This is a genomic window from Methylobacterium oryzisoli (genome assembly GCF_046557895.1).
GTDB classification, from domain to species: Bacteria; Pseudomonadota; Alphaproteobacteria; order Rhizobiales; family Beijerinckiaceae; genus Methylobacterium; species Methylobacterium oryzisoli.
In genome coordinates this window covers 205,054-225,021 of sequence record NZ_JBKIBX010000001.1, presented here as the reverse complement: position 1 = coordinate 225,021, position 19,968 = coordinate 205,054, and the positions used below count along the sequence as shown (strand labels likewise).

The following is a 19,968-nucleotide window of genomic DNA, read 5'->3' as shown; positions in this document are numbered from 1 at the left end:
TGCCGGGGCGCCGCCGATGCGGCGCCCCCCGCGCGCCTAGCCCTGCGCCGCGAGCGCGGCCGCGACGCGGCGCGCGAAGGCGACGGGGTCGCGCGGCGGGTCGCCGCCCTGCACGTGGCCGAGATCGAGGAGCGTGTGGGCCGCCTCGGCGAGGTCGCGGCCCTCCTGCGCCTGCGCGGCGAGGCGGCGCACCAGCGCGTGGCGCGGGTTGAGTTCGAGGACGGGCAGCCCCGCCCCGAAGCCGCGGCCGGCGCGGCGCAGGAGGCGCTGCATCTGCAGGTCCGGCCCGCCCGAGGAGGCCGAGAGCAGCACCGCGCTCTCCACCAGCCGCTGGCTCGCCCGCACGTCGGCGACGTCGTCCTTCAGGATCTCCTTGAGCTTCGCCAGCAGGTCGGTGAGGTCCGCGGCCTCGCCCGACGCCTCCCCCTCGCCCTCCGGCGCGAAGGCCGAGAGGTCGTCCGAGCCCTGCGTGATGCTGCGGATCGGCTTGCCGTCGAACGTGTCGAGGCGCTCGGGCCAGAAGGCGTCCACGTGATCGGAGAGCAGCAGCACTTCGAGGCCGCGCGCGCGAAAACCCTCGATCTGGGCCGAGTTCGCCAGCGCCGCCGTGTCGTCGCCGACCAGGATGTAGATCGCCTCCTGGTTCGGCTTCATGCGCGAGACGTACTCGGCGAAGGAGGTCCAGCCCTCGACCGCCGTGGAGCGGAAGCGCAGGAGGGCCGCGACCTCGTCGCGGTGCTCGGCCGCCTCCCAGATGCCCTCCTTCAGCACCGGCCCGAAGGCCTGCCAGAAGGGAGCGTAGGCCTCCGCGTCCTTGGCGCGCGCCTTCAGCTCCGAGAGCACCTTGGCGGTCACCGCGCGCCGGATGCGCGCCAGCACCGGCGTCGCCTGCAGCATCTCGCGCGAGACGTTGAGCGGCAGGTCCTCGGTGTCGACCACGCCCTGCACGAAGCGCAGCCAGGAGGGCAGGAGCCCCGCCTCGTCGGTGATGAACATGCGGCGCACGTGCAGCCGCACCCGGCTCTCGCGCTCCTCCTCGACGGCCAGGAAGGGCTTCATCGCGGGGATGAACAGCAGCGCCGAAAAATCGAGGGCGCCCTCCGCCCGCCAGTGCAGCGTCGCCCAGGGCGTGTCGAAGGCGTGGGTGAGGTGGCGGTAGAACTCCGTGTAGGCGTCCTCGGTGATCTCCTGCTTGGGCTTGCGCCACAGCGCCGTGCCCTCGTTGCCGGGCACCTCCTCGCCGTCGCGCAGGAAGGTGATCGGCACGGTGATGTGGTCGGCCCACTTGCGCACGATGGTCGAGAGGCGCAGCGGCTCCAGGTACTCGTCGGCATCGGCCTTGATGTGCAGGACGACGTCGGTGCCGGGCTCCTCGCGGGTCGCCGGGGCCAGCGTGTACTCGCCCTGCCCCTCCGAGGCCCAGGTCCAGGCCTCGTCCGTCCCGGCCCGGCGCGAGGTCACCTCGACCCGGTCGGCGACCATGAAGGCGGAATAGAAGCCGACGCCGAACTGGCCGATCAGGCTCGGGCGCTCGTCGGGCTTGGCCTCGGCCAGCGACTGGCTGAAGGCGCGGGTGCCCGAGCGCGCGATGGTGCCGAGGTTCTGCGCCAGCTCCTCCTTGCTCATCCCGATGCCGGGATCCGAGACGGTCAGGGTGCGGGCCGGCGCGTCGGGCCGGATGCGCACCTTGGCCTCGGCCGGCAGGGCGAGCGCCGGCTCGGTGAGCGCCGCGAAGCGCCGCCGGTCGACGGCATCCGCCGCGTTGGCGACGAGTTCGCGCAGGAAGATCTCGCGCTCCGAGTAGAGCGCGTGCACGACGAGATCCAGGAGGCGCCCGACCTCTGCCCCGAAGGCATGCCGTTCCAGAGTCTCGCTCACGTCCGATCCACTCCCTCTCGGTGATGTCGGCGGCGATATGCGACGTCCGGCCGCGCTTTTCAACGGGGCCGGGAACCGCCCGAGAGGGTCGCGCGCGGGCGTTCGGCTCACCCGGTGCCGGGCTCGCGCCGCATCACCACGAGGTTGGCCACCAGCACCTGCACGGGCGCGCCGTCCTGGGTGAGGGTGGTGGTGCGCACCTTGGCGAGGCCCTGCATCGGGCGCGAGCGGGAGGGGCGCAATTCCAGCACCTCGCTCTCCAGGCGGATCGTGTCGCCGGGGCGCAGCGGGCGCGGCCAGCGCAGCTCGTCCATCCCCGCCCCGATGATGCCGCCCGCGAGCGGCAGCCCGCTCTCGACCAGCAGGCGCATGGTCAGCGCCGCCGTGTGCCAGCCGCTCGCCGCGAGCCCGCCGAAGAACGAGGCGCCCGCCCGCTCCTCGTCGAGGTGGAACGGCTGCGGGTCGTACTCGGCCGCGAAGCGCTTGATCGCCTCCGCGGTCACCACGAGGTCGCCCGAGCGGTACACCTGCCCGGGCGCGAGGTCTTCGAAGTAGAGGGGCGTCATCGGCTCATTCTCCGGGACTGGCCGCGAGAGCGGGGGCGGGGACCGGGCGGACGCGGAACCAGACGCCGGCCGCCACCGCGGCGGCGTTGATCGTGCCGAGCGCGGCGAGGCCGAGGGCGAGGGCCAGAAACACGCCGTCGAGGCCCATGCCGAGGCGCAGCGCCACCCAGCCGCCGCCCACCGAGACGGCGAGCCGCGTCAGGCCCGCCGCCAGGGGCCAGCCGACGCGTCCTGCCCCTTGCGCGGCGAAGTAGAGGGCGAGGCCCAGGCCGGCGAAACCGTAGAACGGGCCGACGATCTGCAGGTAGCGGCTCCCCGTCGCCAGCATTCCGGGCTCGGCCCCGAACAGGCCGAGGAACGCCGCGGGCGCGAGCGCCGCCGCGAGGCCGATGGCCTCGGTGATCCCTGCGGCGATCGCCGCCCCGGTCCAGGCGACGCGCAGCGCCCGGGCGCGCTCGCCCGCCCCGATGCAGGTCCCGACCATCGCGGAGATCGGCGCGCCGAGGCCGAAGACCAGCGGCACGAGCAGGTATTCGAGCCGCGCGCCGGTGCCGTAGCCCGCCACCGCGGCCGCTCCGGCGCTCGCCGCGAAGGCCGTGGCGACCGCGATGGTGATGTTGGTGGTCAGGCTCACCAGCGCGGAGGCCGCCCCCACCCGCAGGATCTCGCGGGTCGGCCCCCAGGCCGGGGCCGGCGGCCGGCGGCCGAGGCGCAGGATCCCCTCCCCTGCCCAGAGATGGCGGATGAACACCGCGGTGCCGGCCGCGTAATAGGCCAGGACCGCGACCCCGCCCCCGATGATGCCGAGCCCCGGCAGGGGCCCGAGGCCGAAGATGAGCACGGGCGAGAGCGGGATGAGCAGCGCCGCCCCCGCGCAGGTGACCACGGCCGGCAGCGCCATGTTGCCCGTGCCGCGGATCACCGCCGCGAGCGCGTTGAACAGCCAGATCAGCACCGCCCCGGCGAAGACGATCCCGCCATAGGCCTGCGCCGCCGCGAGCGTCGCGCCCTCGGCACCCATCGCGGCGTAGAGCGCCGGTCCGAACGGCAGGAAGAGGGCCGTGGTGAGGAGCCCGAACCCCAGGCCGAGGAGGGCTGAGTGCCACGCCACCGCCTCGGCCTCGGCGCGCCGCCCCGCCCCCAGCGCGCGGGCCACCGCCGAGAGCATGCCGCCCCCGACCGCCCCGGCCGAGATCATCTGCACCACCATCAGGAGCGGGAAGACCAGCGCCATGCCGGCGAGCGCGTCGGTGCCGAGCCGACCCACGAAGGCGGTCTCGATCAGCCCCACCGCCGCCTGGACGGTCATGACCAGCATGGTGGGAACGGCCAGACGCACCAGCGTAGGACCGATCGGATCCCGGAGCAGGCGGCGCGTGCGGTCGTCCAGACGGTCGGTCATGCGGACCTCGACGGAGGCCGAGTGGGGCGGCATGGTGCCGGGATGGCCTCGCGAGCGAATTGATGGCATATGCCAGCAATCGTCAAGGGCCGATGCCCGTCCGAGCCATGCGGCAGGCGGGCGACGCGCCAGAGAGGGACGCACGGGTGAGCGAGACGGGCGAGAGACCGGGCCGCTGCAGCAATGCCGGCCTGCGGCGGGCGACCCGGCGGCTGGGCCAGCTCTACGACGACGCCATCGCGCCTTCGGGCCTGCGCGCGACGCAGTTCGGCCTGCTCGTCCAGGTGCGTGAACTCGGCACCCCGAGCATGGGCGAACTCGCCGAGGCGATGGTGATGGACCTGTCGGCGCTGGGCCATACCCTGAAGCCGCTCGCGCGCGACGGCCTCGTCACGCTCGCGGTGGATGCCCGCGACCGGCGCCAGCGGCGCGTCCAGCTGACCGAGGCCGGGCGGGCGCGCCTGCGCGCGGCGGCGGCGCACTGGCGGGAGGCGCAGCTTCGCTTCGAGGCCGTGTTCGGGCGGGAGAAGGCCGCGCAGCTGCGCGCGCTCGTCGACGAGATCGCCTCGCCGGGCTTCGGCGAAGCCTTCGGGCGCACCGGAGACTGAGCGCTCGACGCCGCCGCCCTCCGGCGGAAACAGTGGACGCCGCCCCCGGGCTCCTCCTAAATGCAAGGCAGTTGAGTGCTTCACCGGGCGGGCGGCATGGATCGGAAGTCGGCGCATTCCGCCTTGATCGCGGATGACGATGAGTTCTTCCGCCTGGCCATGACGGCGATTCTGAGCCGCCACTTCGGTTTCAAGGAGATCGTCGAGACGGGCTCCCTCGACGCGGCCCTCGACCAGCTGGCGCAGCGCGCGAACGGCATCTCGCTGGCGCTGTTCGATCTCGCCATGCCCGGCATGGAGGGACCCGGCAGCCTGAGCGCCGTGCGCGACTGCTTTCCCTGGGTGACGGTGGCGGTGGTCTCCGGGTCGAGCGAGCGGCGCAAGATCCTGGCCGCCCTCGAAGTCGGCGTGCACGGCTACGTGCCCAAGGGGCTCGGCTCCTCCGAACTGACCCGGGCGATCGGGATGATCCTGGAGGGCCAGATCTACGTGCCGCCCTCCCTGGCGATCCTCGACGGGCCGGCCCGGACCTCGGCCTCCGAGCGCCGCGCGGGGTTCGAGGGCGGCGACATGCCGCGCGCCGGCCGCACCGTGGAGCTGACGCCGCGCCAGCGCGACGTCCTCTCGCTCCTCGTGGAGGGCAAGTCGAACAAGGAGATCGCGCGCCAGTTGCAGCTCGGCGAAGGCACCGTCAAGGTTCACATCGCGGCGCTGCTGCGCGGCCTGGGCGTGCAGAACCGCGCCGCCGCAGCGGTGGTGGGCGCCCGGCTTCTCGCCGGCTGAGCGATCCCCAGGGTTCCATCCGGCCCGGACCTGCCCTCGATACAGGCTTCCAGCTCCAGACCTGCATCAATCAAACCATGAACTGACCTGTCCCTGCGGCAGACGGATCGGCCGGATCTGCATGAAAACGCGTGGCCGTGCCGTTTCGGGACTTTTGCATACCTGTTGCAGGTATGCGGTCATGTGTACGATAACGCATCGGGCCCCGGAGGCCGGCGATGCGCCATCGCCGGACGCACGGCCGCGTGCTGGAGGCGAGTAGACCGTCGCGATGGAACGGGAAGCGATCGGATCGGAGACCATTTTCGCCGCGCTCGATCAGCTGCTGGACCAGCCCCAGTTGAAGAAGTCGCCGCAATTGTCGGCCTTCCTGTCCTACGTGGTCCGCGAGAGCCTCGCCGGGCGGGGCAGCCTGCTCAAATCGTATACGATTGCCACCGACGCGCTGAAGCGGGCGCCGAGCTTCGACCCGGCCACGGACGCGATCGTGCGCGTGGAGGCGCGGCGCCTGCGGCAGGTGCTGCAGCAGATCTACGCCGACCCGGGCTGCCCGGTCGCGGTGCGCATCGAACTTCCCCTCGGCCGCTACGAGCCGAACTTCGTGCGCCTCAGCCGCCCGTCCGCTCCGTGCTCATCCCGGGCCGCCCCGAGCCTCGCCGATGTCGCCGCCAGCCTGCGCGAGAGCGAGCAGCGCTACCGCGCCCTCGTGGAGGCGAGCGCCGCGGTCGAGTGGCGGGCGACCCCGGAGGGCGGAATCGCCCAGAGCTTCGGCTGGACCGCGCGCACCGGGCAGTCCGAGGAGGAGATGCGGGATCACGGCTGGCTCGCCGCCCTGCATCCGGACGACCGGGCGCGGACCGCACAGGTCTGGGCGGAATCCTGCCGCACCGCCGAGCCGATCGAGGTCTGCTACCGCGTCCTCCACCAGGACGGCGGTTACCGCTGGATGCTGTCGCGCGGCGTGCCGCTCGAGAACCCGGACGGCACGGTGCGGGAATGGGTCGGCACCGTCTCGGACATCCACGAGCGGGTGATGGCCGAGGAGGCCCAGCGCACCAGCGAGGAGCGCCTGCGCCTCGCCGTGGAAGCCGCCGACCTCGTGACCTGGGAGATCGACCCGTCGACCCGCTTCTGCACCTGCTCGCCGAACGCCACCGCGCTGTTCGGCGGATGCGAAGGACCGCTGGAGGGGTTGATCAGCCTGATCCACCCGGAGGACAAGCCGGTGGTGTTCGCCGCCCTGGAGCGGGGGCTGCGGGGCGAGGCCCTCTACGACGTGGTCTACCGCATCACCAGCCCGGACGGACGGCGGCGCTGGATCTCGGCCCGCGGGCGCCTCATGCGGGGCACCGGCACGGGCGAGCGGATGATCGGCGTCGCCGCCGACGTGACCAGCCGCTACGTCGGACACCTGCCCGCCTGGTCTTGACCCCGTGACGGCCACGGGCCAGGAGCCGCCTTCGGGCCGGAGGCGGGACGCGGGATGGTGCATGTGGGGCGGGACGGGTGGCTGTTCCTCATCGGGGGCAGCAACGACGTGCTGGCGCAGTACACCCGCTCCTGGCGCACGTGGCACCACGACTGGCGCTGGCGCCGCGAGGTGGTGCGGCGGGCCGACCGCTGCCGCCGGCTCGGCCTGCGCTACCTGCACCTCGTCGTGCCCGAAAAACTCACCATCTACGACGACCGGACCGAGGGCCTCGCCGTCGACGTCGCGGCGGCGCCGGCCAACCGCCTGCGGCGCTGGCTGCGCGGTTCGGGCGCGGCCGCGACCCTGGTCGACCTCGTGGAGCCGCTGCGGGCGCAGCGCCGCGCGCAGGACCTCTACTTCCGCACCGACACGCACTGGACCCACGAGGGCTGCTTCATCGCCTACGAGGCACTCTGCCGGCGGCTCGGCGCGCGCCCGCGGGAGGATCTGCGCGACGGCCGCCCGCTGCCGCCGGGCGAACTCTGCGGCGACCTCGGCGTGAAGATGGCGCCGCCGCACACCGAGCCCTTCACCCCGCACGCCCTCCAGCGCCACGCGGTGCGCGCCTACGCCAACGACCTCGTGCGCGACTTCGAGGCGGAGGGGCGCATCGGCGAACTGCACCTCGGCACCCACGTGGTGTTTCGCAACGACGCGCCCGACGCCGACCCGCGCCGCATCGTCCTGTTCGGGGATTCCTGCTCGCATTTCCGCTTCGAGGTCTACAGCGGCATGCTCACGGGGCTGCTGGCCGAGACCTTCCGGGAGGTGCACTTCCTGTGGTCGCCCGGGATCGACTGGGACTACGTGGCCGCCGTGCGGCCCGACGTGGTGATCGGCGAGTTCGCCGAGCGCTTCATGGCCCGCCTGCCGCCGCACCACTTCCGGCATGCGGCGCTGGCCCGGCTGGTGCGGGCGCGCAAGGGCGTGCCGGCGGGCGCGGACTGAGGCCGGCCCCGCGATCGTCCGGCGGGACCGGGGTCCGAACGCGATCCGCTTGGCCGCGCGAGGGTCCGCTGAGGCTTCGGGTGGAAGCCGGTCAGGCAGCCTTCGGCGAGACCGGCGCTGAAAGCCGCCACTCGCCGCACGCCACCGGACTATCCCGAGAGCGATGGCATCCTGGGACACTGCCGTCGTCGTATCGCTGTCTCCATCACGGCGCGGGAAGCCTGACCGTCTGGCCCACGACATCGATCGCCAGCTTGCCTCGAAGCCCACGGGAGCCCCCGCCTTCGAGCAGTTCATGCGCTTCGCCGATCCGAGCCAGTGGAAGCACCGCGCCGATGACAGGTCGGATCAGGCCGCGTTCGATAAGGTTTGTCAGCGCGTCGAGTTTGCCTCGGTTCTGCCGGGTGAAGACGAAGTGGTAGGCGGCGTTCTTTCCCCAGGCCTCGATCAGGTTCTGTGGCTGTGCGATGTCGACGATGCTGACCACCCGTCCGGCATCCGCGAGGGCGCGCGCGCTTCTCGTCAGCGTGTCGCCGCCGATCGTGTCGAACACGACGTTCACCCCCTGCCCACGCGTCAAGTCTGCGACGGCCGAGACGTAGTCATCGGAGAGGTGGTCGATCACCTCGTCCGCTCCGAGCGAACGCACGAACGGGTGGTTGCCACGGCGCGCCGTCGTGATGACCCGTGCACCCATCGCTTTGGCGAGCTGGATCGCCACTGTACCCACGCCGCCGGCACCACCGTGGATCAGAATGGTTTCATGAACGGCGAGCTGGGCGCGGGCCACCAAAGCTTCCCAGACCGTGCCGCCAACCAGCGTCAGACTGGCAGCCTCCAGATGGTCGATGTTGTGCGGCTTGCGGGCGACCAGATCGACATCGGCAACGTGCTGCTCCGCGTAGGAGCCGGGGCCGCCGAAGATCCTGGGCGTGTAGTAGACCTCGTCGCCGATGTCGAACTCGCTGACGTAGGACCCCTTCTCTTCCACGACGCCGGACACGTCGTGACCGATGATGGCGGGGAGCGGCACGTCGTCGGCGTAATCGCCACGTCGGATCTGATAGTCCAGAGGATTGATGGCGGTGGCGTGAACGCGCACCCGGACCTGCCGAGGTCCGACGACCGGTACGGCGACATCGCGCATCTCGAAAGCGTCGAAGCCACCGAACTTGCTGAGGACGATCGCCTTCATGGTGCCGGTCATGCTCTTACCTCTTCTCGAACCCGATTGATGGTAAGAGCCCACTTAGGGGGTACACACCGGCGCCGTAATACGCACAAAATTTGCCCTCGGTGCACAGGATGATACCGACATGGTCAAGCGGCGCCATTCCAGCCTGGATTGCAATCCCGGTTGCGCGGTCGAGGCGGCGATCAGCCTGATCGACGGAAAATGGAAATGCGTCGCGCTCTGGTATCTTCATGAAAGAGGCGCGGTCCGCTTCAACGAGTTGATGCGCCTGATGTCCGGCGTCACTCAGCGGACATTGACCAATCAGTTGCGCGAATTGGAAGCCGACGGACTGATCAATCGCGTCGTCTACGCTCAGGTGCCGCCAAAGGTCGAATACAGCCTGTCCGATCGGGGCCGGACATTCGTACCGATCCTTCTGTCCCTCTCGGCTTGGGGAGAAGCCAATATGGACCTGTTCCGGCAATCTGAGCCGGCGGCTTCGTAACGCCTCGCCAAGCAGTTCCTCGCCAAGCTGCAGGTCCGTGCGATGACACGGGCCCTTCTCATGAGGAACGCGCGCGCCTGCGCCGAACCGGCATTCCCTTCGGCGCAGAGCACCCGAGACCCGGGTTCAGGCCGCGGCGCGCGCGGGCTTCGGCCGCGGGCCGGCGGCCCGCTTGCGCGGGGCGGCCGCCTTGGGCGCGGGCTTGGCCGGGGCCGGCGCCGCGCGCATCCCGTGCCGCCAGCCCTGCCAGCTCCAGGCGCCCGGCCCCGCGATGGTGCCGAGGATCAGCCCGCCCGCGAGCCCGGCCTGGGCCAGGAACAGCTCGCGCTCCACGAGCGCCGTCGCGCCCGAAAAATCCCAGAACCGGTGCAGCAGCAGGCCCATCACCAGGGTGTGGACCGCCAGGCCCCAGCCGACGCAGCGCGGCAGCACGCCCGCGGCCAGCGCCAGGGGACCGAACACCGTGATCACGATCGAGGCGGTCGCGACCGCGTTCGGCGCCGGCATCCCGGTGCCGGCCAGCGTGAGCGCGAAGCCCGAGGGGTTGAGCGCGTGGGCGATGCCGGCCGGCAGCAGGGCCGCCGCCAGCAGGAGCCGCCCGGCCAGCAGGATCCCGTTCCCGTCGCGTCCCATCGCGGTCTCCAAGGCTCTGCATCAAGGCTCTGCGTCGGGGCGCGTATCGAGGATCGCGCGGCGCCCCGCACCCGGGCACTCTGGCGCGGCCGGCATCAAGGGCGGGTTAATCGGGCGCGCTGGTCCGTCCGCCAGGGGGCCGCATCGGCAGGCGCATGCACCCTCCTTTACCTAAGGTTCACTTCGGCAGAGGATCATGCACCACGCGTCATCCTCAGCGCGCGAGCAAGACACGATGATGTCGACCATCCCTTTCATGAGCAGAAAGGCCCAGGCGCTGATCGGCAACCGGCCCATCGCCTCGGTGACGATCGAGACCGCCACGGCATCGGGCGCCGTTCTGGTGACCGAGGACGCCTTCGCCCTGCCCGAAATCTTCACGGTCCAGGCCCGGCATGGCCGAAAGACCTGCCGCGTGATGTGGCGCAACCCGCCCAAGGTCGGGATCCTGTTCGAGGAGGCGTGAGCGGGCGCTCCCCGGGGCGATCCCGCGCGGGTCCGCTCCGGGCCTCCCATGCCCGAGACCGGGCGCGTCGTCAGCGCGGGGGCGGATGCGGCACCGTCCCGGTGCCGAACAGCCGTCCGCGCTCGGTCCACAGCACCGCGAGCAGGCTCAGCGCGCTCAAGCCGCAATAGCCGGCCGCGAGCGGGATCACCGTGCCGTCGAAGGCCTGCCCCACGACGAGCCCGCAGAGGGCCGCCAGTAGGGTCGTGTAGAAGCCGATGACCGAGGAGGCGGTGCCGGCGATGGCCGCGAGCGGCTCCATCGCGATGGCGTTGAAGTTGGGCATCGCGAAGCTGAGCAGGAACTGGCAGGCGGCGAGCGTCAGGATCAGCAGCGGCAGCGGCGGGCGGCCCGCGAAGGCGAGCATCAGCCCGAGCTGCACCAGCGCCATCGCGAACAGGCCGACCAGCCCGCCATGCGAGAGCCGCCGCATGCCGAAGCGGCGCACCAGCCGGGCGTTGATCAGCGTCGCCACCCCCATCGCGCCGGCGATCAGCCCGAAGGCGACGGGGAAGAGCCGGCCGAGATGGTAGAGGCCGGTGTCGAAGATGGCCTGCGCCGAGCCGACATAGGCCAGGATGCAGCCGGTGAGCAGGCCGAGCGCCGTGGCGTAGCCGAAGGTCTCGCGCGTGCCGGCCGCGGTGGCGATGCCGCTGCCGATCGCCCGCAGATCGAGGCTGCGGCGGAATTCCGGGTGCAGGGTCTCGGGCATGCGCCAGCCGAACCACGCGAGCACCACCACGGCGAGCGCCAGCATGGCCCCGAAGATCAGCCGCCAGTGCCCCACCGCCAGCACGAGCCCGCCCATGGCCGGCGCGACGATCGGCACGATGAGGAAGACCATCATGCAGAAGGACATGACCTGGGCCATGTCGCGCCCGCCGAAGCGGTCGCGCACGATGGCGACGCCGAGGATGCGCCCGGCCGCGCCGCCGATGCCCTGGACCGCGCGGGCGAGGAGCAGCACCTCGAAGCTCGGGGCCAGCATGGCGAGCACGCTGCCCGCGAGGTAGATCACGGTGCCGCCGATCAGCGCGGGCCGGCGCCCGATCGCGTCCGAGATCGGCCCATAGGCGAGCTGGGCGACGCCGAAGCCCAGCATGTAGACGGAGATCAGGAGCTGCGGCCGGTTCGGGTCGGTGATGGCGAAGTCGCGGGCGATGGCCGGGAAGGCCGGCAGGAAGCTGTCGATGGTGACCGCGGTGAGCCCCATCATGAAGGCGACGAGGGCGACGAACTCGGTGAAGCCCGGCCCCGCCCAGGTCGTCACCTGCCCCTCGGCCTGCTTCTCGGCCGGCCGTTCGTCGTGGCTTGCGCGCGGCGCCATGCTGCTCCTGACAGGGAAGATCGGGGAGGGGGTCGACCCGGCAGAGGTGGCGGAGACGGCCCGGCGCGGCAAGGCCGCGCCGGAGCATGGCAGCGATGCGCCCGTCCGCGCCAGGCTCAGGCGGCCCCGTCGACCACGCCTCCGATCAGGTTGCGCCCGAGCAGGAACTCGGGCGTGAAGGCCGTGCGCACCAGGGGCTCGTGCGCCACCGGTGGCGCCAGCGCCTCGGCCTCGGCGCGCCGGGCGGCCACCGCCTCGGCGACCGACACGGCGCGGAAGCAGAGCCGCGTGCCGGCCTGCGCCTGGGCCAGCCGGCCGAGATCGGGCCCGATCACGGTGGCGATCTTCGGGTAGCCGCCGGTGGATTGCCGGTCCGCCATCAGGACGATCGGGCGGCCCTCCCCCGGCACCTGGATCGCCCCCATGGCGATGCCGTCCGAGACGATGTTGTAGCCCCGCGCATGGGTGAGCGGCGTCCCGTCGAGGAAGCAGGCCATGCGGTCGCCCCGCGGGGTCACGGTCCAGGGTCCCGCCAGGAAGGCGGCGATCTGGTCCGCGGCGAAAAAATCGTCCTGGGGGCCGAGCACCACCCGGATCTCCCCCGGCGGCCGGTCGAGCCAGGGGGCCAGGAGGGCGTGCGTCTCGTCAGGGCCGGGCCGGGCCTCGGCGATCCGCAGGGCATCGCCCGCCTGCAGGGCGCGGCCGCCGAGGCCGCCCACGCCCGAGCGGGTGTGGGTCGCGATCGAGCCGAGCACCGGGGAAACATCGAGGCGCCCCGCCACCGCGAGGGTGCACCACGCGCCGGCCCGCCCCGCCCGCACCGTCAGGGTGCTGCCCGGCCGCAGCGTCAGCACGGCGGCGGGGGGCACCGGCTCGCCGTCGAGGGCGATGCGGAACGCGCCGCCCGCGAGCGCCACCCCGAAGGGCTCCTCCTCGGCCGTCACCGCGAGGCCGGCGAGCGAGATCTCGATCGCCGGGGCGCCCGGCGGGTTGTCGAGGGCGCGGTTGGCGGTGGCATGCGCCAGCGGGTCCATCGGCCCGGCCGCCGTGAAGCCGTAGCGCAGGTAGCCGTGACGCCCGGCATCCTGGAGCGTCGTGCCGGGCCCGGCGGCGTCGATGCGAAGGAGGCTCATCGGGGGAGGCTCATGCGCGGATCCTCACGGCTCGCGGCGGGCCACGGTCTCTCCCGCGTCCGCCCGCGCCTCCAGCGACGCGAAGGCAGCGGCGTCGACGGGCGAGAAGCGCAGCGTGTCGCCGACCGCCACCGGGAAGGGTTCGTCCTGATCGGGCCGGTAGAGCCGCACGGGCGTGCGCCCGACCACGTACCAGCCGGTGGGCATCGGCACCGTCGCCACCGCGGCGAGGCCGCCGCCGATCATCAGGGCGTTCGGCGGATGGGGCGGCCGGGGCGTGGCCCGGCGCGAGACCGCGAGCGCCTCCGGCAGCCCGCCGAGATACGCGAAGCCCGGCGCGAAGCCGTACATGTAGACGCGGTACTCCGCGTCCGCATGCAGGGCCGCGACCTCCGCGGCCGGACGCCCGATCGCCTCCGCGACCGCGCCGATATCCTCGGCGACGTCGGGGTCGTAGCAGACGGGCAGCGTCCAGCACGCGCCCGCGTGCCGCGCGGCCGCGCCGTCCATCCGCTCCGCCAGGGCGCGCACGCGCGCGGCGAGCGCGTCGCGGTCGAGGACGAGGGGGTCGTAGTGGATCATCAGCGAGCGGTAGGTCGGGACGGTCTCGCGCAGGCCCGCGGGCGGGTCGGCCCGCAGCGCGTCGTCGAGGCCGAGCACCCGGTCGCTGATCGCCGGATCGACCCGGTCGCCGAATTCGGCGACGAGGGCCGCCTCGCCGGCATCGAGCAGGCGCGGCAGCGCCATCACGCCGGCCGGAAGGGCGCGACCGTCACGCCCGCCTCCTCCAGGCGCGCCCGCACCGTCCGGGCCGTGGCGACCGCGTAGTGCGAATCGCCGTGCACGCAGACGGAGCGGATCGGCGTCGGCAGCCGCTTGCCCGACCCCACGCCGGACCCCGCGATGATCGCGCCCTCGCGCACCATCGTGACGACCCGCTCGGCCGCCACCTCCGGGTCCTCGATCATGGCGCCCGGCTGGCCGCGGGGCACGAGCAGGCCCTCCTCGGTGTAGCCGCGGTCGGCGAAGATCTCCTGGTGGACGTCGAGGCCGAGCGCCTCCCCGGCGCGCACCTGCGCGGAGAGCGCGATGGCGAGCAGCGACAGGTCCGGGTCGACCGCCTTGACGGCGCGCGCGACCGCCATCGCCACCTCGTCGTTGGCCGCCGCGAGGTTGCCGAGCGCCCCGTGCGTCTTCACGTAGGTGATGCGGTGGCCGGCATAGGCGGCGAGCGCCTGCGCGGCGCCGACCTGATAGGCGACGATGCGCTCGACCTCGGCGGGCGTGTAGGGCAGCACCCGCCGCCCGAAGCCCCACAGGTCCGGGTAGCCCGGATGCGCTCCCACCGCCACGCCGCGCTCGCGGGCGAGCCCGAAGGTGCGCGCCATGATCTGCGGATCGCCCGCATGCATGCCGCAGGCGACGTTCGCCGAGGTGACGATGGCGAGCATCGCCGCGTCGTCCCCGGCCCGGTAATCGCCGAACCCTTCGCCGAGATCGGAATTGAGGTCGATGGTGGGCATGGGGATCTCCGGCCTTCTCGAAGTTGCGCCACTGCCCCGCGTTCAGCGCGGGATCCCCTCTCCCGTGCGGGAGAGGGGTAGGGGTGAGGGTCCAGGTGGGGCCGCAGTGAAGCACGGAGCGTGGTGCGGGGAGCGGAAGGGTCCAGGGTTAAACTCTAACCGTCGTGCTGGTAGCGGGCGCCGTTCCGCCTTCTTGCGGCACCCTCCCGGGGCCCTCACCCCTGCCCCTCTCCCGCACGGGAGAGGGGATCCCCGCGCTTCATGTGGCGAGGCCGACGGCGTCCGCAATGCGCTGCATAACAGCGTCGAGGTCTGTCAGAACCTCCTCGTTGCGGAACCGCAGAACCGCGTAGCCGCATCGCTCGATCTCCTCGGTTCGCTTCGCATCGTATTCGTGATGCCAATCGTGCTGGCGCCCGTCGAGTTCGACGATCAATCTGTGCTCGGCGCACAGGAAATCGACGGTGTAGAGCTGGATCGGCACCTGCCGCTTGAATTTCAAACCGCCGCAACGGCGTCCGCGAAGAGCCCGCCACAGCACGTCCTCCGCCGAGGTCGCCTGCCGGCGCAGGTCTCGCGCGAAGTAGCGCGGCCCGTGCATCAGATCCCCAGATACGCCCGCCGCACCTCCGGGTCGTCGCGCAGGGTCGCGGCCGGGCCGGTGAGCATCAGGCGCCCGGTCTGGAGCACGTAGCCGCGGTCGGCGATGGAGAGCGACTCGGCGAGGCGCTGCTCCACCAGCAGGATCGTCACGCCGGCGGCCCGGATGGTCTCGATGGCGGAAAAAATCTCGTCCACGAGCTTGGGCATGATGCCCTGCGAGGGCTCGTCGAGCATCAGGAGGCGCGGGCGGGTCATCAGCGCGCGGCCGATGGCCAGCATCTGCTGCTCGCCGCCCGAGAGCGTGGCGGCGCGCTGGGGCAGGCGCTCCTTGAGGCGGGGAAACAGCGCGAAGACCCGCTCCAGCGGCCCGTCCGCGTCGGGCTGGCCGCGGTAGAGGTAGCGGCCGAGGCGCAGGTTGTCGGCCACCGAGAGGCGCGGGAAGAGCCGCTTGTTCTCCGGCACGTAGGCGATGCCGCGGGCCGTGATGAGGTGGCCGGGCAGCCCGTCGATGCGCTCCCCGTCGAACACGACCTCGCCCGCGCGCGGGCGCTCCATGCCGGCGATCGACTTCAGGAGCGTCGACTTGCCGGCGCCGTTGGCGCCCGCCACAACCACGATCTCGCCCTTGGCGACCGAGACCGAGACGTCCTGGATGGCGAGCAGGCCCTGGTAGGCGGTGGAGAGGGAGCGGACCTCAAGCAGCACGGTGGCGCTCTCCCAGGTAGGCGGTGATGACGGCCTCGTCGCGCACCACGTCGGCCGGGCGGCCCTCCGCCAGCACGCGGCCGAGATGCAGGACGACGGCGCGGTCGACGAGCGGCATCACCACCTCCATCACGTGCTCGACCATGATGACGGTGACGCCGCGCTCGGCGACGCGCCGGATCAATTCGACGCCGGCCTTGGCCTCGCTCGGGGTGAGCCCGGTGAGCACCTCGTCGAGGAGGAGGAGGCGTGGCTCGGTGGCGAGCGCGCGGGCGACCTCCAGCCGCCGCTTCTCCGGGGGCGTGAGTTCGCCCGCCACGGCCTCCGCCCGGTCGCCAAGGCCGACCACGTCGAGGGTGGCGAGGGCCGCCGCCCGGGCCTCGGCGGCCCGCGCATGGCGCACGAAGCCGCCGACGATGACGTTCTCAACCACGTTCATCGAGTCGAAGGAGCGCGGCACCTGGAAGGTGCGGGCGATGCCCCGGCGGCAGCGCTCGGGGGCCGAGAGGCCGGTGATGTCCTGGCCCTCGAACAGGATGCGCCCGCTCGTCGGCCGGTAGGTGCCGGAGATCAGGTTGAACAGCGTCGACTTGCCGGCGCCGTTCGGGCCGATCAGCCCCAGGATCTCGCCCCGCCGCACCGCCAGGGAGACGTCGGCGTTGGCGACGAGGCCGCCGAAGCGCAGGGTGACGTGGTCGGCCTCCAGGATGATGTCGGTCACGGCGCGGCCTCCTGGTTGCGGGCGCTGCGGGTGCGCTTGAACAGGCTGAGCACGCCCTCGGGCCGGGCGAGCGCCACCAGCATGACGAGGAGCCCGTAGAGGATCAGGTCGAGGCCGCTGCCGGTGCCGCCGAGATAGGAGCGGCTGATCTCGGTGAGCGGGATCAGGATCGCCGCCCCGACGAGCGCGCCCCAGAGCGTGCCGATGCCGCCGAGCACCGCCGGCAGGGCGAAGAGCAGCGAGAAGCGGAAGCTCATCACGCTCTCGGGATCGATGTAGGAGACGTAGGCCGCGTAGAAGCCGCCGCCGATCGCCGTGAAGAAGGCCGAGACGGCCGCCGCCGCCATCTTGGAGCGGAAGACCTCGACGCCGAGGCTCTCGGCGGCCTGCGCGTCGTCCTTGACGGCCCGCCACCAGTAGCCCCAGCGGGAATTCTCGATCAGGTAGGTGACGAACCAGACCGCCACGAACAGTCCGAGGGCGAAGTGGAAGTACGGGACCTTGTCGCGGGCGAATTGCAGGGTCCACCACGAATCCGGGTTGAAGGGCCACTGGATGCCCATCGCCCCGCCGACGAAGTCCCAGTTGTGGATCAGCAGCAGCCCGATCTCCGCGATCACGATGGTGGCGATCGAGAAGTAGTGGCCGGCGAGCCGGAAGCAGGGCCAGCCGAGGAGCAGCGCCACCCCCGCCGAGGCGAGCCCGCCCACCAGCATGCCGCCCCACGGCACCACCCCGTAATTCACGAACAGCACGGTGGTGCAATAGGCGCCGAGCCCGAAATAGAGCGCGTGGCCGAGCGAGATCTGCCCGCAATAGCCGCCCAGGATGTTCCAGCTCTGCGAGAGGGCCGCGTACATCACCGTGAGGATCAGCACGTTCTGCAGGTAGACGTCGCGGACGAGGTAGGGCAGCGCCGCCATCGCGGCGAAGACCGCAAGGCCGATCAGCAGGGTGCGGCGGCGCTTGGCCGCGAAGGCCTTGGCCGCGGCGGCGCCGGCCGGCAGGGCGGCGGGGGAGGGCAGCGTGGTCGAGGTCATCACAGCCTCCCGAACAGGCCCTGCGGGCGCACGAACACCACGGCGAGGTAGAGGGCGTAGACGCCCACGGATTTGAGGGCGGGCGGCAGGATCACCGCCGTGAAGGCCTCCACGAGGCCGACGATGATCCCGGCGACGAGCGCGCCCGCGACGCTGCCGAACCCGCCGAGCGCCACCGTGACGTAGGCGATGAGGGCGAAGCTCGCGCCCACCTGCGGGTGGATGTAGTAGAACACCGCCAGCACCGCGCCGGCGAGGCCGACCAGGGCCGCGCCCAGGCCCCAACCCAGCGCGAAGACCCGGTTGCGGTCGATGCCGACCAGCGCCACGGCGCCCTGGTCCTCGCGGGTGGCCTCCAGCGCCCGGCCGAAATCGGTGCGGCTCATCAGGAGGTGCAGCCCCCCGAAGGCCGCGAGCGAGACCACGGCCCCGAAGATCTGCGGCCAGGGCAGGAAGACGCCGCCGAGGTCGAGGGTGCGCCCGCCGAGCCACGTGTTCTGCACGTTGCGGTAATCGGGCGTGAACAGGTACTGGGCGGCGCCCTGGAGCAGGATCGCGAGGCCGAAGGTCGCGAAGATCTGCACCATGCCCTGGTTGGCCTTGGCCCGCATGGCGAAGCGCACGACGCCGAGATAGGCGGCGCCCCCGAGGGCGAAGAGCAGGGCCGCCACCAGCGGCATCAGCACCACGGGGTCGAGCTGCGTCACCAGCACGAGCCCGAAGGTCGCGTACATGGCGATCATCAGGAACTCGCCGTGGGCGAAGTTCACCACGTCCATCAGGCCGAAGATCAGGGAGAGGCCGACCGCGATCAGGGCGTAGATCAGGCCCATCAGCAGCCCGCTCGCCAGCACCTGGGCCAGCGCTTGCGTCGTCATCGAAGGTCTCCCGGCCGTAAGGAGGGGGCAGGAACCGCGGGATCCCTTCTCCCGTGCGGGAGATGGGTAGGGATGAGGGTCCAGGTGGGGTCGCAGTGAAGCGGTGAACGTGGTGAGGGGAGCGGCAGGGTTCAGAAACACCCACCCACCTCAGTGCTGGTAGCGGCAGCGTCGCGTTTGTTTGCTGCACTCTCCCGGGACCCTCACACGCGATCTTCGATCGCCTGCCCCTCTCCCGCACGGGAGAGGGGTTCCCTGCGGCAAGCGGGAACGGCGTTCTCCCTTAGGCTCACGCCTTCATCGGCCACAGCGCGGGGGCGACCGCCGCCGATTCGGGGAAGACCGTGACGAACTTGTCCCCGACCCATTGCAGCAGCACCGGATCCGCCTCGGTGTTCTGGCCGTCCGGCCCGAAGGCGACCCGCTTCCAGGGCATGATGGTCTGCGCGCCCGGGATGTCGGTGGCGCTGAGCGCCGCGCGGATCTTCTGGCCGTCGGTCGAGCCGGCGCGATTGATGGCGTCGGCGAGCACGATCAGCGCCATGAACTGGCGGGACGAGTTGTCGTTGAGATCCCGGTTCGCCCGCGCCTTGTAGAGCCCGTTCACGGTGCCGACCGAGGGGCGCTTGGCCGCGAGGTCGAGGGAAAAACTGCCCCGCGAGATCAGGCCCTGGAGCTTGTCGCCCACCGTGTCGTACGTGACCTTCTCGGCGAAGCCCGCCGCCTGCGCGAGCATGCTCTTCGGCTTGTAGCCGAGTTCGGCCATCGTCTTCGTCAGCAGGATCGCGTCGGTGGTGTAGCTCGTCGGCAGCAGAACGTCCGCGTTGGCGGTCTTGAGCTGCTGCACCTCGGCGGTCAGCGAGGGCGAGTTGGTCTTGTACTTGATGTCGGCCGCGACCTTGTAGCCGCGCTCGCCCGCCAGCTTGCGCTGCACGTTCGAGGAATCGACGCCGTAGATCGTGTCCTCGAAGAACAGGGCGACCGAGTCGATCTTCTGGCCCTTGGCGCGCTGCGCGTCGAGGAAGTCGAACATCGCGGCCGAGAACATCTCGTCGTGGGCGGCCGGGCGGAAGAAGAACTTGAGGTTCCGGCGGTGCAGGCTGGGCGAGGAGGAATCGGCGCAGACGAAGGGCACGCCGTAGCGCTCGGCCGTGGCGCTCACCGTGTTCGAGACCGCCGACTGGTAGCAGCCGACGAGGGCCGCGACCTTGTCCTGGGTGATCAGGCGCTCGGCCTCGGCGCGGCCCTTCTGCGGGTCGCCCTGGTGGTCGGCGAAGACGAGGCGGATCTTGGCGCCGCCTAAGCCCGGCAGACCCGTGCCCTTGGCGAGCGGCAGGTCGAGGGCGTGGTCGGCGTTGACGATGTCGAGGGCGGTCTCGATGGCGTGGCGGGCATCCACGCCCACCTGCGCGCTCGCCCCCGACATGGCGTAGAGCACGCCCACCACCACCTCGTCCGCGGCGCGGGCGGGCCGCAGGCCGGTTCCGGTGAGCGCGAGGGCGCCCGCGCCCCCGATCAAGAGATCCCGACGACGAATCATGCGCGTTCCTCCAAGGTGACCC

21 protein-coding genes are annotated in these 19,968 nt (G+C 71.8%); 6 read left to right on the top strand and 15 right to left on the bottom strand.

Translation table 11 applies throughout. From position 1 onward, the window contains the following. Nucleotides 1–36 precede the first annotated feature (36 nt). The 3 genes from htpG to ACKUB9_RS01115 all read right to left on the bottom strand — a co-directional run bounded on the left by htpG (nt 37) and on the right by ACKUB9_RS01115 (nt 3,834). Nucleotides 37–1,878, bottom strand: a complete 1,842-nt coding sequence (htpG, locus tag ACKUB9_RS01125) for a molecular chaperone HtpG (RefSeq protein WP_407518714.1) — start codon at nt 1,876–1,878, stop codon at nt 37–39. A gap of 107 nt (nt 1,879–1,985) precedes the next feature. Beyond that, a complete protein-coding gene (locus ACKUB9_RS01120) occupies nt 1,986–2,444 on the bottom strand; it encodes a MaoC family dehydratase (RefSeq protein ID WP_407518713.1) in 459 nt (152 codons plus the stop codon). 4 nt (nt 2,445–2,448) lie between these two features. After that, nucleotides 2,449–3,834, bottom strand: coding sequence for an MATE family efflux transporter (locus tag ACKUB9_RS01115; RefSeq protein ID WP_407519090.1), 1,386 nt, complete (start codon nt 3,832–3,834; stop codon nt 2,449–2,451). Nucleotides 3,835–3,992: 158 nt separating this feature from the next. On the opposite strand from ACKUB9_RS01115, the gene ACKUB9_RS01110 reads away from it, so the two are divergent. The 4 genes from ACKUB9_RS01110 (at nt 3,993) to ACKUB9_RS01095 (ending at nt 7,656) form a co-directional block, all read left to right on the top strand. After that, nucleotides 3,993–4,454: a MarR family winged helix-turn-helix transcriptional regulator gene (locus tag ACKUB9_RS01110; RefSeq protein ID WP_407518712.1), complete on the top strand. Its 462-nt coding sequence runs from the start codon at nt 3,993–3,995 to the stop codon at nt 4,452–4,454. Between the two features lie 96 nt (nt 4,455–4,550). Next, nucleotides 4,551–5,237: a LuxR C-terminal-related transcriptional regulator gene (locus ACKUB9_RS01105; protein WP_407518711.1), complete on the top strand. Its 687-nt coding sequence runs from the start codon at nt 4,551–4,553 to the stop codon at nt 5,235–5,237. A 271-nt stretch (nt 5,238–5,508) separates the two neighbouring features. Beyond that, on the top strand, nt 5,509–6,666 hold the full coding sequence (locus ACKUB9_RS01100) for a PAS domain-containing protein (protein WP_407518710.1): 1,158 nt from the start codon (nt 5,509–5,511) through the stop codon (nt 6,664–6,666). Nucleotides 6,667–6,720: 54 nt separating this feature from the next. Beyond that, a complete protein-coding gene (locus ACKUB9_RS01095; RefSeq protein WP_407518709.1) occupies nt 6,721–7,656 on the top strand; it encodes an alginate O-acetyltransferase AlgX-related protein in 936 nt (311 codons plus the stop codon). A 205-nt stretch (nt 7,657–7,861) separates the two neighbouring features. Here ACKUB9_RS01095 and ACKUB9_RS01090 read toward each other — a convergent pair whose 3' ends face one another. Then, entirely contained in the window at nt 7,862–8,863 is a 1,002-nt protein-coding gene (locus ACKUB9_RS01090) for a zinc-dependent alcohol dehydrogenase family protein (protein ID WP_407518708.1), read from the bottom strand. A gap of 109 nt (nt 8,864–8,972) precedes the next feature. Here ACKUB9_RS01090 and ACKUB9_RS01085 point away from each other — a divergent pair, with 109 nt between their 5' ends. Further along, nucleotides 8,973–9,338, top strand: coding sequence for a winged helix-turn-helix transcriptional regulator (locus ACKUB9_RS01085; RefSeq protein WP_407518707.1), 366 nt, complete (start codon nt 8,973–8,975; stop codon nt 9,336–9,338). A gap of 126 nt (nt 9,339–9,464) precedes the next feature. On the opposite strand, the gene ACKUB9_RS01080 is transcribed toward ACKUB9_RS01085, so the two are convergent. Further along, nucleotides 9,465–9,971, bottom strand: coding sequence for a DoxX family protein (locus ACKUB9_RS01080; protein ID WP_407518706.1), 507 nt, complete (start codon nt 9,969–9,971; stop codon nt 9,465–9,467). A gap of 256 nt (nt 9,972–10,227) precedes the next feature. Between ACKUB9_RS01080 and ACKUB9_RS01075 the strand changes: the two genes are divergently transcribed. Further along, nucleotides 10,228–10,437: a hypothetical protein gene (locus ACKUB9_RS01075; protein ID WP_407518705.1), complete on the top strand. Its 210-nt coding sequence runs from the start codon at nt 10,228–10,230 to the stop codon at nt 10,435–10,437. A 70-nt stretch (nt 10,438–10,507) separates the two neighbouring features. Here the strand turns inward: ACKUB9_RS01075 and ACKUB9_RS01070 are convergent, their stop codons facing one another. From ACKUB9_RS01070 to ACKUB9_RS01025, 10 genes are all read right to left on the bottom strand, one after another. Further along, nucleotides 10,508–11,692 (bottom strand): multidrug effflux MFS transporter, encoded by a 1,185-nt coding sequence (locus tag ACKUB9_RS01070; protein WP_407519089.1) that lies wholly within the window; start codon nt 11,690–11,692, stop codon nt 10,508–10,510. A 227-nt stretch (nt 11,693–11,919) separates the two neighbouring features. Next, nucleotides 11,920–12,936: a 5-oxoprolinase subunit C family protein gene (locus ACKUB9_RS01065; protein WP_407518704.1), complete on the bottom strand. Its 1,017-nt coding sequence runs from the start codon at nt 12,934–12,936 to the stop codon at nt 11,920–11,922. Between the two features lie 24 nt (nt 12,937–12,960). After that, nucleotides 12,961–13,683, bottom strand: coding sequence for a 5-oxoprolinase subunit B family protein (locus ACKUB9_RS01060; protein WP_407518703.1), 723 nt, complete (start codon nt 13,681–13,683; stop codon nt 12,961–12,963). Continuing rightward, nucleotides 13,683–14,459: a LamB/YcsF family protein gene (locus ACKUB9_RS01055; RefSeq protein ID WP_407518702.1), complete on the bottom strand. Its 777-nt coding sequence runs from the start codon at nt 14,457–14,459 to the stop codon at nt 13,683–13,685. The genes ACKUB9_RS01060 and ACKUB9_RS01055 overlap by 1 nt, the downstream gene beginning before the upstream one ends. 259 nt (nt 14,460–14,718) lie before the next feature. Further along, nucleotides 14,719–15,060, bottom strand: coding sequence for an endonuclease domain-containing protein (locus ACKUB9_RS01050; RefSeq protein WP_407518701.1), 342 nt, complete (start codon nt 15,058–15,060; stop codon nt 14,719–14,721). Further along, the gene (locus ACKUB9_RS01045) at nt 15,060–15,764 is read right to left on the bottom strand and encodes an ABC transporter ATP-binding protein (RefSeq protein ID WP_407519087.1); all 705 of its coding nucleotides are present in this window, start codon (nt 15,762–15,764) and stop codon (nt 15,060–15,062) included. The genes ACKUB9_RS01050 and ACKUB9_RS01045 overlap by 1 nt, the downstream gene beginning before the upstream one ends. Continuing rightward, complete coding sequence (locus ACKUB9_RS01040) at nt 15,757–16,488, bottom strand: ABC transporter ATP-binding protein (protein WP_407518700.1); 732 nt, start codon at nt 16,486–16,488, stop codon at nt 15,757–15,759. The genes ACKUB9_RS01045 and ACKUB9_RS01040 overlap by 8 nt, the downstream gene beginning before the upstream one ends. Further along, nucleotides 16,485–17,528 (bottom strand): branched-chain amino acid ABC transporter permease, encoded by a 1,044-nt coding sequence (locus ACKUB9_RS01035; RefSeq protein WP_407518699.1) that lies wholly within the window; start codon nt 17,526–17,528, stop codon nt 16,485–16,487. The genes ACKUB9_RS01040 and ACKUB9_RS01035 overlap by 4 nt, the downstream gene beginning before the upstream one ends. After that, nucleotides 17,528–18,406, bottom strand: coding sequence for a branched-chain amino acid ABC transporter permease (locus tag ACKUB9_RS01030; protein ID WP_407518698.1), 879 nt, complete (start codon nt 18,404–18,406; stop codon nt 17,528–17,530). The genes ACKUB9_RS01035 and ACKUB9_RS01030 overlap by 1 nt, the downstream gene beginning before the upstream one ends. A gap of 289 nt (nt 18,407–18,695) precedes the next feature. After that, entirely contained in the window at nt 18,696–19,946 is a 1,251-nt protein-coding gene (locus ACKUB9_RS01025; protein ID WP_407518697.1) for an ABC transporter substrate-binding protein, read from the bottom strand. Between the last annotated feature and the right edge of the window lie 22 nt (nt 19,947–19,968).

What these genes read in the sequence shown, in the direction of transcription:
- ACKUB9_RS01120 (WP_407518713.1), bottom strand. Translation starts at nt 2,444, where the DNA reads ATGACGCCCCTCTACTTCGAAGACCTCGCGCCCGGGCAGGTGTACCGC.
- ACKUB9_RS01105 (WP_407518711.1), top strand. Translation starts at nt 4,551, where the DNA reads ATGGATCGGAAGTCGGCGCATTCCGCCTTGATCGCGGATGACGATGAG.
- ACKUB9_RS01100 (WP_407518710.1), top strand. Translation starts at nt 5,509, where the DNA reads ATGGAACGGGAAGCGATCGGATCGGAGACCATTTTCGCCGCGCTCGAT.
- ACKUB9_RS01095 (WP_407518709.1), top strand. Translation starts at nt 6,721, where the DNA reads ATGGTGCATGTGGGGCGGGACGGGTGGCTGTTCCTCATCGGGGGCAGC.
- ACKUB9_RS01090 (WP_407518708.1), bottom strand. Translation starts at nt 8,863, where the DNA reads ATGACCGGCACCATGAAGGCGATCGTCCTCAGCAAGTTCGGTGGCTTC.
- ACKUB9_RS01085 (WP_407518707.1), top strand. Translation starts at nt 8,973, where the DNA reads ATGGTCAAGCGGCGCCATTCCAGCCTGGATTGCAATCCCGGTTGCGCG.
- ACKUB9_RS01080 (WP_407518706.1), bottom strand. Translation starts at nt 9,971, where the DNA reads ATGGGACGCGACGGGAACGGGATCCTGCTGGCCGGGCGGCTCCTGCTG.
- ACKUB9_RS01075 (WP_407518705.1), top strand. Translation starts at nt 10,228, where the DNA reads ATGAGCAGAAAGGCCCAGGCGCTGATCGGCAACCGGCCCATCGCCTCG.
- ACKUB9_RS01070 (WP_407519089.1), bottom strand. Translation starts at nt 11,692, where the DNA reads ATGATGGGGCTCACCGCGGTCACCATCGACAGCTTCCTGCCGGCCTTC.
- ACKUB9_RS01065 (WP_407518704.1), bottom strand. Translation starts at nt 12,936, where the DNA reads ATGAGCCTCCTTCGCATCGACGCCGCCGGGCCCGGCACGACGCTCCAG.
- ACKUB9_RS01060 (WP_407518703.1), bottom strand. Translation starts at nt 13,683, where the DNA reads ATGGCGCTGCCGCGCCTGCTCGATGCCGGCGAGGCGGCCCTCGTCGCC.
- ACKUB9_RS01055 (WP_407518702.1), bottom strand. Translation starts at nt 14,459, where the DNA reads ATGCCCACCATCGACCTCAATTCCGATCTCGGCGAAGGGTTCGGCGAT.
- ACKUB9_RS01050 (WP_407518701.1), bottom strand. Translation starts at nt 15,060, where the DNA reads ATGCACGGGCCGCGCTACTTCGCGCGAGACCTGCGCCGGCAGGCGACC.
- ACKUB9_RS01035 (WP_407518699.1), bottom strand. Translation starts at nt 17,528, where the DNA reads ATGACCTCGACCACGCTGCCCTCCCCCGCCGCCCTGCCGGCCGGCGCC.
- ACKUB9_RS01030 (WP_407518698.1), bottom strand. Translation starts at nt 18,406, where the DNA reads ATGACGACGCAAGCGCTGGCCCAGGTGCTGGCGAGCGGGCTGCTGATG.
- ACKUB9_RS01025 (WP_407518697.1), bottom strand. Translation starts at nt 19,946, where the DNA reads ATGATTCGTCGTCGGGATCTCTTGATCGGGGGCGCGGGCGCCCTCGCG.